Source organism: Streptomyces luteogriseus (assembly GCF_014205055.1).
Taxonomy (GTDB): domain Bacteria; phylum Actinomycetota; class Actinomycetes; order Streptomycetales; family Streptomycetaceae; genus Streptomyces; species Streptomyces luteogriseus.
Genome location: NZ_JACHMS010000001.1, coordinates 625037 through 638180, shown reverse-complemented (window position 1 = coordinate 638180; position 13144 = coordinate 625037). Strand labels below are relative to the sequence as shown.

Sequence of the window (13144 nt, the reverse complement as noted above, 5' to 3'; positions counted from 1 at the left end):
TCCTCGATGTCGGTACGGCGGGTCCTGAACCCGCCCGGCAGGAGCACAGCATAGGCCGGGCGGGTGCCCGGAAGGTCTCAGCCGGCCCGGACGCTCCAGCGGCGCGTGACGACCCATGCGGCGTCCAGCACACGCGCCTCCCGCCATGCGTCACCCGACTGCCCCGGCACGTGCACGGGCGCGTCCCGGGCCAGCGGCAGCACCTCCAGCCGAAGCCCCTCCGTGAGCAGCGTCCCGGCCGGCAGCCGGTCCAGCCCGATGTCCCAGACCCGCCCCGAGTAGAACTGGTCGGCGACCAGGACGTCGCCCACATAGGCCCGTGCCAGGTCCCCCGTCCAGCGCAGCCGCAGCAGCACACCCGCGGGGTCCCGCAGCAGGTCCTCCGGTACGTCGACCCGGTACTCGGCCGCCGCCGCGTCCACGTCCTCAACGGCCGGCACGCTCGCCCGGCCCCGCACACCGGTCACGGGCTCGGGCGCCCTGCCGCCCGGCCTGACGGACGTCACGGTCGCTGTCGTCACCGGGAGGAGAGGCTCGGCCTCGATCGTGCAGCGCGTGAAAACGCCGTCTGCGGCCTGCCGTAGGTGCGCTCCCTCCGCCACCAGGGCGGCATCCGGGGCGGGCAGCACCGCGAACGACGGCTCGGCGGCCGGACTGTGCAGCCGCACCTCGTCACGGCCCTCGTCGAAGACGACACCGTCCGCGCACAGCACCAGCCGCCCGGCGCCCCACGCCGGGCCCCGGTAGACGGTGCGGGCCGTCGCCGGGTCCAGGACCAGCAGGCCGACACGCGAACCGTCGGCCGCCTCCACCTCGACCAGGGCGTCGGTGCCGGGCCGCACCCCGCTGACCAGGACCCGGCCGGCGACCGGCGTGATCTCCCCGGACGGCACGGCCACGGACACCACCGTGTCCGCGTCCAGGGCGAGTTCGGGCGCGATGCCGTCGGTCGCGGCCAGCACCAGGACCGTACGGCCGTCCGCCTCGACGGTGCACACGGGCTGCGCCGTGGCCCACTCCAACCGCAGCCCGGCCACGTCCAGCCGCAGCGGCCAGCAGAAGTACGCGCCGGAGGGGACCGTGACGGCAGTGCTCGGCAGCGTCAGCGAGGGCGCGAGGGGGAAGTCGACCGTGAAGGCCGTGCCGGGGTGGTCCGGAAGCGGCTCGTGCGGCTGGTGGTTGATCACGAACAGGAAGCCGGAGGTGCCGTCGGTCCGCACGGCCCAGCGCAGGGTGTCCCGGTCGTGCCGCCCGGTCGGCGTCTGCTCGGGCAGCACGGACCGCATGGGCGCGATCCGGTGTCCCAGGTCGGCCAGGAGCAGGTGCTGGAGGCGCAGTTCGTGGTACGAGGGCCGCAGCTGTCCGTACTCGCCGAGCGGGGCCTGGAAGTCGTAGGTCAGGACGGGCAGGTCGTTGGGGTGGCCGGTGGCGTGCGACTCCTGGAGGGAGGTCAGCTCGCCGGGCGGGTTCGTGCCGCCGTGGAACATGTAGTAGCCCTGCCACACCGACCCGCAGCCGATCTTCGTGAGCCCGACGGCACCGATGTCGGCGGCCTCCACCCGGGGCCGCCGGTGGTAGGCCACCGCCATGCCGCCGCCCAACTCGCAGGTGGCCCAGGGGAATCGATCGGCCAGGGTGCCGGCGTCCGGCGCGCCCGTGGGCCGGAGGTCGGCACCGATGGCTTCGTCGTCGCGCTGGTGGGTGAAGAAGAAGTGTGTGCGGCAGGTGTCGGGCCAGCCCCCGTCGGCTTCCGTCCAGAACGCCTCGGGGTAGCCGCCGTACAGCGGAAGCAGTTCCTCGCCCGGGAGGCGGACCCCGCCCCACGCGGTCGACGTCCACAACGGCGCGCTCAGCCCTGCCTCCTGGGCCATGCGCTTCAGCGTGCGCAGGTGGCCGGGCCGGTCGTACAGCTCGTTCTCGATCTGGATCGCGACGACCGGCCCGCCGCTCGCCCGTTCCAGGCCCCGCAGTTGCCCCGCGATCTCCGTGAACCAGGTGCGTACGGGCGACAGGTAGGCCGGGTCGTCGGTGCGCGGGGCGGCCGTCCGTGCCAGGAGCCAGTCGGGCAGGCCGCCGTTGCGTACCTCCGCGTGGGACCAGGGGCCGATCCTGGGGATGAAGTCCAGTCCGTGGCGGGCGCACAGCCCGGCGAACCGCCGGAGGTCGCGGTCGCCGTCGAAGCGGACCCGCCCCTCGATCTCCTCGTGGTGGATCCAGATGACGTAGGAGGAGACGGCTGTCACCCCGCCCGCCTTCATCTTCAGCAGCTCCTCCTCCCACGCCCCGTTCGGGTAGCGGGAGTAGTGGAACTCGCCGGAGACCGGGAACCAGGGGCGGCCGCCCCTGGTCAGCCAGCGGCTGCCGACCTCGATCGGGTCGGGCACGCCGGGCGCGTCCGTGAACGGCAGGTGGCCGGTCAGCGGGGGAGCGGCGGGCGGCGGGACGCGCAGGAGATGTGTCACCACGTGTTCTCCGGGCCGAGGTCGGGGGTGTCGGTGAGCAGGGCGCGGGCGGCGGTGGTGCCGTGCAGCTCCAGCAGGACGAGCTCGTTGGAGCCCGGACGCAGCACCGGCGCGGGAACGTACAGCGTGCGCTGCGGGCCGCGGTTCCAGTAACGGCCCAGATGGAAGCCGTTGATCCAGGCCTGGCCCTTCGACCAGCCGGGCAGACGGAGGAAGGCGTCGGCGGGGGTGCCGACGTCGAAGGTGCCGCGGTGGAAGGCCGGGACGATGACCGGTGTCCCGTCGGCCGGGACGAACGGCACCGTGTCCAGATCGTCCAGCGGCAGCGGCGAGCAGTCCCAGCCCGTCAGGTCCGTGCCGTTGAAGGAGACGGGTCCGAGCAGGCCCTTCGGCGCGCCGATGCGGGGGCCGTAGTTGACGCCGCCCATGTTCTCGACGAGGACCTCCAGCGTCGCGCCGGGACGGGGCACGCGCACGGGCAGCGACTCGTCGTGGCGCTCGCTCTCCAGCACGCCGACGGGGGCGCCGTCGACGAAGACCTGGGCGCGGTCGCCGACCCCGCGGGCGAAGTGCAGCACCCCGTCGCCGTCGGTGGGCAGGGTGGTGCGGTAGAGCGCGTAGCCGGTGCGCTGCCCGAGCTCGTCCATGGTCACGGGCGCGTCGGTGCGCACGGCGGGGGCGAGCGAGCCGGCGAACGGCAGGAGATCAGACCTGCTGCTCAACTCGACGGTGGTGGGCGGAAGCTTGGGACCCGGGGCCGGGGCGGGCTCGTCGGGGACGGTGGCATGGCGAGCGATGACCTCGCGGAAGGCGTGGTACTTCGGGCCCGGGTCGCCGCACTCGGTGAGCGCGGCGTCGTAGTCGTAGGACGTGACGGTGGGTGTGTAGGCGTGCTTGTGGTTGGCGCCGTTGGTGAAGCCGAAGTTGGTCCCGCCGTGGAACATGTAGATGTTGACGGACGCCCCGGCGGACAGCAGCCGGTCCAGGTCGGCGGCGGCGTCGGCCGCGTCCCGCACATGGTGGGGGCCGCCCCAGTGGTCGAACCAGCCGATCCAGAACTCGGCGCAGAACAGCGGGCCTTCGGGCCGGTGCTGGCGCAGTCGGGCCAGGGACCGCTCGACGCGGCTGCCGAAGGTGCCGGTGGTGAGGACACCGGGCAGGCTTCCGTTCGCCAGATGCTCGGGGTCGCCCTGGTCGCAGGTGAACAGCAGCTCCTCCACACCGCGGGAGCGGAACGCGTCGGCGAGGTGCTTCAGATAGGCGCTGTCGTCGCCGTAGGCCCCGTACTCGTTCTCCACCTGCACCGCGATGACGGGGCCGCCCGCCGTCGCCATGTGCGGCGCGAGTGCGGGCAGCAGCAGGTCGAGGTAGCGGTCGACGGCCCCGGTGAAGCGGGGGTCGCTGCTGCGCAGCCGGATGTCCGGGTCGGAGGTCAGCCAGTCGGGCAGGCCGCCGCCGTCCCACTCGGCGCAGATGAACGGCCCCGGACGCAGCAGCACCCGAAGCCCCTCGTCCCGGGCGAGCCGCAGGAACCGGGGCAGGTCGAGGAAGCCGTCGAGGACGAGGGGGCCCTCGGGATCGGGCTGGTGGTGGTTCCACGGGATGTACGTCTCGACCGTGTTGAGGCCCATGAGCCCCGCCTTGCGCAGCCGGTCGGACCAGAGCCCGGGGTGGACGCGGAAGTAGTGCAGCGCGCCGGAGATGATCCGGAACGGCTCGCCGTGCAGCAGGAATCCGTCGGACGTCGTCGTCAGGGCGGGCATGCGGAAGGTTCCCTTCGGAAGGGGGGCGGAGTCATCGGGAGCGGGTGCCGCGAATGAGCCAGAGCGTGGCGGCCAGGCAGAGCGCCGAGACGCCGCACAGCAGGAGCGGCACGGCGCGGATCCCGGACCACTCGATGGCCTTGCCCAGCGCGGGCCCCGCTGCGACACCGCCGATCATGGAGGCCGCGATGACCAGGGCACCGGCCCGCCGGGCCTGCGGGGCGGCGCGGTTGAGCCAGGGCAGCCCGGTGGGGAAGATCGGCGCGATGAACAGACCGACACCGGCGTACGCGTAGGGGGCGAGCGCCGGGACGGTCGCGGCCAGCAGGCAGACCGTCATGCCCGCGCACGAGACGGTGATGATGGCCTGTCCGGAGAAGCGCAGCGCGAGCGGGGCGACCAGGAAGCGGCCGGCGGTCATCATCAGCCAGTACACGGAGGTGGCGGTGGCGGCGACCCCCGCGCCGTAACCGACGGTCTCCAGATGTGTGGGCTCCCAGCCGCCGACCCCGGCCTCGATGCCGACGTGCAGCACGTAGAGGACGACGAAGACCGCGAGCAGGGACCCGAGACTCCGGCCGAGGACGGCTCCGCCGCCGGCCCCGGCCCCGTCTCCGGCCGGGGCGGGCACGCGGCCGCGCACGCCCCGCAGGCACAGCAGCAACGGCAGGTTGGCGAGGGCGAAGGTGAGGAAGACGGCCGGGTAGTGCTCTGATCCGACCACGCCGATCACGGCGGGGCCGAGGACGGCGCCGATGCCGAAGTGCGCGTGGAGGATGTTCAGCATCGCGGTCGAACGGTGGCCGAAGCCCACGGAGAACAGCTGGTTGAGACCGTAGTCGATACCGCCGAAGCCGAAGCCCGAGAGCAGGGCCGCCGCCAGGGCGGTGGGCCAGTCGGGCGCCAGGGCGAAGCCGGCCGCGCCCACGGCCATCAGCAGATACGAACTCCCGAGGATGCGCCGGTTGCCGACCCGGCCGTAGAGCCGGTCGAACAGCAGCACCCCGCCCACACCACCCACGAAGTGAGCACTCAGCCCCAGCCCGGCGGCGGAGGGCGAGAGCCCGAACTCCGCCCGGAGCGCCGGGATCGCCGGGCCGTACAGGGACTGCAGCACGCCGATGAGCACGAAGCCCACGCAGGAGGCGACCACGGCTGCCGTGCTGAACACAGGCCCGGAAGGTGCGGGGGAGAGACGGGCAACGCGCTCTTCGGTCACGCGGACTCCGGAGGACGGGCCACCGTGTGGGTGGGCGGAGGGCACAGTCGCGTACGTCTGGATCGGACGCCTGATGTTACCGGTAACATCAGGCGCGTCAACAGCCCGCGACAACCCGGCCCCACCTCGGCGGCGCACCGGCCGACGGGACACCCCGGGACCCCCCCCGGTCCGCACAAGATCTCCCCCGAGCTCCCACCAACCCCGGAGATCCACCAGGGTTGCCCCGTTCCCGTTCGGGTACGCGAGCAGGACCGCATCCGGGCGGATCATGCCCGGGCGGGCCGCACGACCGCCGCTACCAGGGAATCTGCCATGGAGACACCCGCAAACGACCCCACGCCCACGCCCGCCCAGCGGGCTTTGGACGTCCTCGCCGAGAACACCGAGGACACGGCGGCTCTGGACGCGCTCGCCAACAGCGACGTGCTCATCCCCGTGCCCGACGACGCCAACGACTCCGACGCCGCCAATCCCTCGGCGGTGGCGCTGCCGGTGCTGGAGCAGCCGGGCGGCGAACCGGTGGTGCCCGTGTTCACCTCCGAGGTGGAGATGGCCGGGCTGTTGCCGTTCGTCTCCCGCTACCGCCTGGTGCCCCTCGGCGCCCTCGCCGCACAGTGGCCGGCCGACGACCTGTCGCTCACCATCGACGGCAGCTCGGAGCACCGCCTGACCCTCACCTCGGAGGGAGTCCGCACCCTGCTGGCGCGCTAGCGGAGCGACCGACCCGATCCGGGCCTGGGCGGCTCTCCGCCCAGTGTCCGGGACAGGGCTGCCCGCTGCAGCGGCAGCACCTCGGCGTGCAGCTCACGGCCCCTGGACGTCAGAGAGACCCACACCCCCCGCCGGTCCTCCGCGCACACGGACCGCGTCACCAGGCCGTCCTTCTCCAGCCGGGCGATCAGCCGCGACAGCGCGCTCTGGCTGAGATGGACCCGCCCCACGAGGTTCTGCACCCGGCACTGCTCGCCCTCTTCGGGCGCCGCGGTCGCGAGCATGTCCAAGACCTCGAAGTCGGAGGCGCCGAGACCGTGCGGATGCAGCGCCCGGTCGATCTCGCACATCGTGCGCGCGTGCGCCGACAGGATGTCCCGCCACCGGTCCTCGAGCTGCCCACCAGCCGTTTTCGACGCCATAGGGGAACGGTAACACCGGTGCAGGGTTCAATGACCGTGCATGCAGTGGGGGGTCAGCGCCCCCCGGGGCACCGTTCGCGGCTCCGGCTCCGCAGCCCTACGTCGACTCCCGCTTCACCAGTTCCGTCGGCAGGATCACCGCCGCCGGGTCCTCGCCCCCGATCTGCGCGAGCAGCACCCGCACCATCTCGTTGCTGATGCGGTCCCACGGCTGCCGGATCGTCGTCAGCTCGGGACTGGAGGCCACGGCCGCCGGTGAGTCGTCGAACCCGCCGACCGCCACGTCCTGCGGCACCCGCCGCCCGGCCCGCTGCAGGGCCGCCAGCACGCCCTGCGCCATGAGGTCGGAGGCCACGAACACCGCGTCGATGTCCGGGGCCTGCGCCAGCAGCCGCTCGGCACCCGCCTCGCCGCTCGCCCGGCTGTAGTCACCGGAGACGACGAGCCGCTCGTCGGCCTCCAGGCCCGCTTCCGCGAGCACCTCCCGGTAGCCGGCGAGACGATCGACACCACCCGGCGTGTCCAGCGGACCGGTCACCGTGCCCACCCGGCGCCGTCCGAGCGACAACAGGTGGCGCACCATGTCACGGGCCCCGTCCCGGTCGTCGGCGGCCACGTAACTCACCTTGGAGGCCAGCCCGATCGGCTTTCCGCACGCGACCAGCGGTACCCCCGCCTCGCGCAGCTGCTCGGCGGCCGGATCACCGGAGTGACTGGAGACCAGCAGCACCCCGTCCACGTGCCCGGCCGTGATGTACCGCGTGATGCGCCGCCGTTCGCCCTCGGTACCCGCGAGCATCAGCAGCAGCGGGATGTCGTGCGCGGCCAGCGCCTGGGTGCAGCCGCGCAGCAGGACGTTGAAGTTGGGGTCCTCGAAGAACCGCTCCTGCGGCTCCGTGAGCAGGAAGCCGATCGAGTCGGACCGCCCGGTGATCAGGGACCGGGCGTGCCGGTTGACCACGTAACCCGTTCTGCGGATGGCCGCGTTGACCGCCTCCTGGGCGGCCGGACTGACGTAGTGGCCACCGTTGAGGACGCGTGAGACGGTGCCGCGCGAGACGCCCGCCTCGCGCGCCACGTCATGGATCGTGGGCGGCCTGCGCCTGCCTCCCGTAGCGTTCACGGTCACGACTTTACGGCTCCGGAGAGCAGATCCAGACTCCAGAACCGCTGGATGACCAGGAAGAGGGCGACCAGCGGCAGCACCGCGAGGAAGGCTCCGGTGATCACCAGGGTGTACAGGGCCGGGGTGTTGGCGCCCTGCTCCAGCAATGTGAACAGGCCGAGCGTGATCGGGAATCTCTCGTCGTCGCTGAGCATGATGTACGGGAGCAGGAAGTTGTTCCAGATCGCCACGAACTGGAACAGGAACACCGTCACCATCCCGGGGATCATCATCGGCAGCGCGATCCGCGTGAAGATCCGCCACTCGCCCGCCCCGTCCATGCGCCCCGCCTCGACCACGTCGGTGGGCACCGCGGCGGCGGCGTAGATCCGCGCGAGGTAGACGCCGTACGGGAAGAGGATCTGCGGCAGCAGGACCGACAGATACGAGTCGGTGAGGTCGGCCTTCGCCAGCAGCAGGTACTGCGGGACGGCCAGGATCACCGGCGGCATCAGCACACCCGCGAGCAGCACGTTGAAGATCGTCTCGCGGCCGCGGAAACGGTAGATCGCGAGCGCGTAGCCGCTGACCGCCGACACGCACGTCGACAGCAGGGCCCCGAGACCGGCGTACAGCGCGGAGTTGGCCATCCACTGCCAGTAGACGCCGTCGCGGTAGGCGGTCAGGTCCCGGATGTTGGCGGCGAAGCCCGTGCCCGGCAGGAACGTGAAGGTGGAGAACAGCTCGCGCCCGGACTTGGTGGCGGCGATGACCACCCAGGCGACCGGCAGCAGGCAGTAGAGCGCGCCCAGCAGCAGGGTGACCGTGGGAACCAGCGCGATCCGGCGGCGCAGCGGCGGGCGGCTGTCCTGGGCCGCACCGGGCGTGCTGCCCGCTCTCGGCTCTGCCTGGGGGACGGCGAGGGAGCTCATCGGGCGGCCTCCTGCTTCTGGCGACGGTTCACGGCCCGCAGGAAGCCGAAGGAGAGGAGGAGCGTGGCGAAGGCGATGATCACGGCCTGCGCCGCGGCTCCGTGGATGTCACCCTCGCCGAAGGCGTCCCGGTACACCTTCATCAGCGGACTCCAGGTCGTGGACACGGAGTTGGTGAGCGGTTTGAGGGTGGTCGGCTCGTTGTACACCTGGAGCGTCGCGATGATCGAGAAGAAGAAGGTCAGCACCAGTGAGGGCGCCACCATCGGGATCTTGATGCGCAGCGCGATCTGCGTCGGCGTGGCGCCGTCCAGCTTCGCGGCCTCGTAGACCTCCGCCGGGATCGCCTGGAGTGAGGTGTAGATGACGATCATGTTGAAGCCGGTGCCGCCCCACACCGCGATGTTCGACAGAGCGAGGTACAGCGGCCCGCCGTCCAGCAGGTCCGGCTGCGGCATCCCGAGCCGGTCGAGCACGTAGTAGAAGGGACTGACGTCCGGCAGGTAGAGGAAGCCCCACAGCAGGGCGGCCACCACGCCGGGGATGGCGTACGGCAGGAAGATGGCGAGCCGGGTGACGGGTGCGAGCCGCACCTTCTCCGAGTCGAGCATCAGCGCGAACAGCAGGGCGAGGCCGAGCATGACGGGCACGACGATGCACCCATAGCCGAGCACGCGCAGGGCGCCGTGCAGCAGTTCGCTGTCGGAGAGGGCGTCGGTGTAGTTCTCCAGGCCGGCCCATACCTCCCTGCGGGCGCCGGAGCCGAGGCCGAGGCCCGACACCTTCACCTTGCGGAAGCTGAGCCAGACCGCGTAGCCGATGGGCAGCGCGAAGAACAGGGCGAAGAGAAGGGTGGCTGGGAGGAGGAAGAAATAGGGGGCGCTTCGCGCTCGTTCGAGGGTGGTGGTGCGAGACGGGTGGTCGTACGGGGCGCCCCGCACCCCGTACGACTGCCGGCGTGCCGTGCTTTTCACGGAGCGACCTCGAAGCCCTGCTTCTTCATGTCGGCGACGGTGTCGGCCTGCATCTCCTCCAGCGCGGCGCCGAAGTCGGACTTGTTCTTCGCCGCGGCGCCGAAGGCGTCCTTGAACGTGGTGTAGGCGACGTTGACGTTGGGGCCCCAGGCGGAGGGTGCGGTGGTCTCGGCGATGTCGGCGGCCTTGCGGTAGAAGTCGGCCTGGTTGGAGAAGTAGGCCGGCGGCTTGAGGAAGGCGCCGCTGATCTGGGCGTTGGTGGCCGCCGGGTAGATGCCGCTCTCCTTCGCCAGCGCGTTGAGGGCCTCGCTGTCGGTGTTCAGCCAGGTGGCGAACTTCGCGGCGGCCGCCTGGTGCTCGGAGTCGGTGGTGACGGCGGTGGAGGAGCCGCCCCAGCTGCCGGTGCGGTTCTCGCTCGCGGACCACTGGGGGAGCGGGGCCATGGCCCACTTGCCCTTGGTGTCGGGCGCGGCGGTGGTCAGGGTGCCCGGTGCCCACACGGCGCTGATCCAGGCGATCTGCTTGCCGGTGTTGAGCGCCTTGTTCCAGGCCGGGGTGTACATCGGCTGGTTGTCGATCGCGCCTTCCTCGACCAGGCCGCCCCAGAACTTCGCGACCTTCTGGGTGGCCGCGTCGTCGATGGAGACCTTCCACTGGTCGCCGGAGGTCGTCCACCATTTGGCTCCGGCCTGCTGGGCGAGGCCCGCGAAGAGGCCGGAGTCGTTGGCGGAGAAGGTGGTGAGGTCCTTGCCCGGGGCCGCCTTCTTCAGCTTGCGGGCGGTCTCGGCGAACTCGTCCCAGGTCGTCGGCACCGTCAGCCCGTACTGCTTGAACAGGTCCTCGCGGTAGTAGAACATCATCGGCCCGATGTCCTGCGGGACCGCGTAGACCGCGTCGGTGCCGAGCGTGGTCTGCTGCCAGACGCCCTCGGCGAACCTGTCCTCGGCCTCGCCGACGTTCTTCGAGATGTCCGCGAGCGCGTCGTTGCTGACCAGCGTGGGCAGCGCCTGGTACTCCGCCTGCACCAGGTCGGGCGCCTTGCCGGCCTTGTGCGCGGTGAGGATCTTGGTGACGAGCGTGTCACCGGATGCCTGCTTCTTCACCGTGACGGTGATCTGGTCCTTCTTGCCCGGCCCCTTGTTCCACAGGTCCACGACCTTGTCCATGCCGGGCGTCCAGGTCCAGTACGTCAGCGAGGCCGGCCCCGACTGGGCCTCTCCGTCCGCGGATTCCGAGCCGCAGGCGGCGAGGGTGGTGGCGCCGAGGGCGATGGCGACGGCGGTTCTCACGAGGCGGCGGCGCTTCGTGTACGGCATGGATCTCTCCCCTGACCTGGGGTCCTCGCCTGTTGCGAGGACCTGCCATGCTTCTGTGAGCGTTCACAGTAGAGAAACATCCCGGACACTTGTCAATGGTTGTTGCTGTGCGGTTATGTTGGCCTCAGCGCCGCGTCGGCGTGTGTGCACGTTCCCAATTGATCGATCTATCGGGAGACCATCCATGCCGGAGACCACCCCCAGGGGCCTCACCAGGCTCGCCTTCGGTGGGGACTACAACCCCGAGCAGTGGCCGGAAAGCGTCTGGCAGGAGGACGTCCGGCTGATGCGGGAGGCCGGCGTCACCCTGGTGAGCGTCGGGATCTTCTCCTGGGCCCTGCTGGAGCCCTCACCCGGCCGCTACGACTTCGGCTGGCTGGACCGGCTCCTGGACCTGCTGCACGAGCACGGCATCCGCGTCGACCTCGGCACCCCCACCGTCGTACCGCCCGTCTGGTTCTACCGGGCCCACCCCGAAGCGCTGCCGGTGACCGCCGAGGGCGTGCGCTACGAGTTCGGCTCCCGGGCGGCCATCTGCCACAGCAACGCCGACTACCGCGGCGCCGCCGCGACCATCACCACGAAGCTGGCCGAGCGCTACGGCGACCACCCGGCGCTGGCCATGTGGCACGTCCACAACGAGTACGGCGTCCCCGTCTCCGCCTGCTACTGCGCCTCCTGCGCCGCCCACTTCCGCCGCTGGCTGGAGACCACCTACGGCACGGTCGACGCGGTCAACGAGGCCTGGGGCACGGCCTTCTGGGGCCAGCGCTACGCCGCACTCGAGGACATCAACCCGCCCCGGCTCACCCCGGCGGCCGTCAACCCCGCCCAGGCGCTGGACTACAAGCGGTTCGCCGACGCCACCATGCGCGAGAACTTCGTCGCGGAGCGGGACATCCTGCACCGCCTCTCGCCGGGCGTCCCCGTCACCACCAACTTCATGACGGCGCTGAGCCAGTGCGACTCCGTCGACTACTGGGCCTGGGGCCGTGAGGTCGACCTCGTCACCAACGACCACTACCTGATCACCGACGGCCGCCGCACCCACGTCAACCTGGCGATGGCCGCGGACCTCACCCGGTCCGTCGCGGGCGGCGCCCCCTGGCTGCTGCTGGAGCACTCCACCTCGGGCGTCAACTGGCAGCCCCGCAACCCCGCCAAGGCCCCCGGCCAGATGGCCCGCAACTCCCTGGCCCATGTGGCGCGCGGCTCCGAGGGCGCCCTGTTCTTCCAGTGGCGCCAGTCCCGGCGCGGCGCCGAGAAGTTCCACTCGGCGATGGTCCCGCACGGCGGCACCGACACCCGCGTGTGGCGCGAGGTCGTCGAACTCGGCGCGTCGATCGAGGCGTTGAGCGAGATCCGCGGCACTCGCACCGAGGCCGACGTGGCCGTGCTGTGGGACTGGCACTCCTGGTGGGCGCAGAACCTCGACTGGCGCCCCAGCGTCGACCACGAGGCCCGCGAGCGCGCCGACGCGTTCTACGAGGCACTCTACGACCGCCACCTCACCGTCGACTTCGCCCACCCGGAAGCCGATGTGTCGAGGTATCCACTCGTCGTCGTACCGGCCCTGTACCTCATGACGGAGGCCGCCGGGCGCAACCTCAAGGCCTACGTCGAGCAGGGCGGCACGCTCGTCGTCTCGTACTTCTCCGGCATCGTCGACGAGCACGACGCCGTCCACGAGGGCGCCTACCCTGGCCCGCTGCGGGACGTCCTCGGCCTCACCGTCGAGGAGTTCTCCCCGCTGCTGCCCGGCGAACGAGTGCGCGTCACCGGCCCGGACGGGACCGAGCTGGCCGCCGACGTGTGGACGGAGTTCGTGGTGCCGCGCGGCGCCGAGACCGTCCTGACCTACGCCGACGGCCTCGCCGCCGGTCTGCCCGCCGTCACCCGGCACCGCCTCGGCGAGGGCACCGCGTGGTACGTCTCCACCCGGCTCGGTGCCGACGGCCTCGACCTGCTGCTCGGTCGGGCGGGCGAGGACGCGCGGCTCGCCCCGCGTGCCGACCTGCCCCGGGACGTCGAAGTGGTCCGTCGCACCGGCACGTCGGGCACCTACCTGTTCGCCGTCAACCACACCGGCACGGACGTCAAGGTGCCGCTGGAGGCCGCCGGCACCGAGCTGCTGACCGGTGAAGCCGCCACGGGCCACCTGGCCGTCCCGGCCGGAGCCGTCCGGATCGTCCGGCTCGGCGGCTGATACGACTCCCTCCGCCCGCGCGAGCCACGAG

10 protein-coding genes are annotated in these 13144 nt (G+C 71.6%); 2 read left to right on the top strand and 8 right to left on the bottom strand.

Annotated elements, in window-relative coordinates; translation table 11 throughout:
- Window positions 1–77 precede the first annotated feature (77 nt).
- Genes BJ965_RS02980 through BJ965_RS02970 form a run of 3 tightly spaced genes read right to left on the bottom strand, consistent with a single transcriptional unit; the run spans window position 78 to window position 5396 of the window.
- Window positions 78–2465, bottom strand: a complete 2388-nt coding sequence (locus tag BJ965_RS02980; protein WP_184907224.1) for a beta-galactosidase — start codon at window positions 2463–2465, stop codon at window positions 78–80.
- Complete coding sequence (locus BJ965_RS02975) at window positions 2459–4225, bottom strand: glycoside hydrolase family 35 protein (protein ID WP_184907223.1); 1767 nt, start codon at window positions 4223–4225, stop codon at window positions 2459–2461. Before BJ965_RS02975 ends, BJ965_RS02980 begins: the two co-directional genes overlap by 7 nt.
- Before the next feature lie 31 nt (window positions 4226–4256).
- A complete protein-coding gene (locus BJ965_RS02970; protein ID WP_184907222.1) occupies window positions 4257–5396 on the bottom strand; it encodes an MFS transporter in 1140 nt (379 codons plus the stop codon).
- A 363-nt stretch (window positions 5397–5759) separates the two neighbouring features.
- On the opposite strand from BJ965_RS02970, the gene BJ965_RS02965 reads away from it, so the two are divergent.
- Window positions 5760–6158 (top strand): SseB family protein, encoded by a 399-nt coding sequence (locus tag BJ965_RS02965; RefSeq protein ID WP_030844525.1) that lies wholly within the window; start codon window positions 5760–5762, stop codon window positions 6156–6158.
- Here BJ965_RS02965 and BJ965_RS02960 read toward each other — a convergent pair.
- From BJ965_RS02960 to BJ965_RS02940, 5 genes are all read right to left on the bottom strand, one after another.
- Complete coding sequence (locus BJ965_RS02960; RefSeq protein ID WP_184907221.1) at window positions 6155–6580, bottom strand: MarR family winged helix-turn-helix transcriptional regulator; 426 nt, start codon at window positions 6578–6580, stop codon at window positions 6155–6157. The genes BJ965_RS02965 and BJ965_RS02960 overlap by 4 nt on opposite strands.
- A 97-nt stretch (window positions 6581–6677) precedes the next feature.
- Entirely contained in the window at window positions 6678–7709 is a 1032-nt protein-coding gene (locus tag BJ965_RS02955) for a LacI family DNA-binding transcriptional regulator (RefSeq protein ID WP_184907220.1), read from the bottom strand.
- Window positions 7706–8617, bottom strand: coding sequence for a carbohydrate ABC transporter permease (locus BJ965_RS02950; RefSeq protein ID WP_184907219.1), 912 nt, complete (start codon window positions 8615–8617; stop codon window positions 7706–7708). Before BJ965_RS02950 ends, BJ965_RS02955 begins: the two co-directional genes overlap by 4 nt.
- Window positions 8614–9591 carry a carbohydrate ABC transporter permease gene (locus BJ965_RS02945; RefSeq protein WP_376777895.1) on the bottom strand — a complete coding sequence of 326 codons (978 nt, stop codon included), beginning with the start codon at window positions 9589–9591 and terminating at the stop codon, window positions 8614–8616. Before BJ965_RS02945 ends, BJ965_RS02950 begins: the two co-directional genes overlap by 4 nt.
- Window positions 9588–10907, bottom strand: a complete 1320-nt coding sequence (locus BJ965_RS02940; RefSeq protein WP_184907218.1) for an ABC transporter substrate-binding protein — start codon at window positions 10905–10907, stop codon at window positions 9588–9590. Before BJ965_RS02940 ends, BJ965_RS02945 begins: the two co-directional genes overlap by 4 nt.
- A 184-nt stretch (window positions 10908–11091) precedes the next feature.
- Between BJ965_RS02940 and BJ965_RS02935 the strand changes: the two genes are divergently transcribed.
- Window positions 11092–13113 (top strand): beta-galactosidase, encoded by a 2022-nt coding sequence (locus BJ965_RS02935; protein ID WP_184907217.1) that lies wholly within the window; start codon window positions 11092–11094, stop codon window positions 13111–13113.
- Window positions 13114–13144: the final 31 nt, after the last annotated feature.

Bases quoted from the DNA above. Each gene is read 5' to 3' on its own strand.
- BJ965_RS02960 (WP_184907221.1), bottom strand. From the start codon at position 6,580: ATGGCGTCGAAAACGGCTGGTGGGCAGCTCGAGGACCGGTGGCGGGAC.
- BJ965_RS02935 (WP_184907217.1), top strand. From the start codon at position 11,092: ATGCCGGAGACCACCCCCAGGGGCCTCACCAGGCTCGCCTTCGGTGGG.
- BJ965_RS02965 (WP_030844525.1), top strand. From the start codon at position 5,760: ATGGAGACACCCGCAAACGACCCCACGCCCACGCCCGCCCAGCGGGCT.
- BJ965_RS02940 (WP_184907218.1), bottom strand. From the start codon at position 10,907: ATGCCGTACACGAAGCGCCGCCGCCTCGTGAGAACCGCCGTCGCCATC.
- BJ965_RS02950 (WP_184907219.1), bottom strand. From the start codon at position 8,617: ATGAGCTCCCTCGCCGTCCCCCAGGCAGAGCCGAGAGCGGGCAGCACG.
- BJ965_RS02975 (WP_184907223.1), bottom strand. From the start codon at position 4,225: ATGCCCGCCCTGACGACGACGTCCGACGGATTCCTGCTGCACGGCGAG.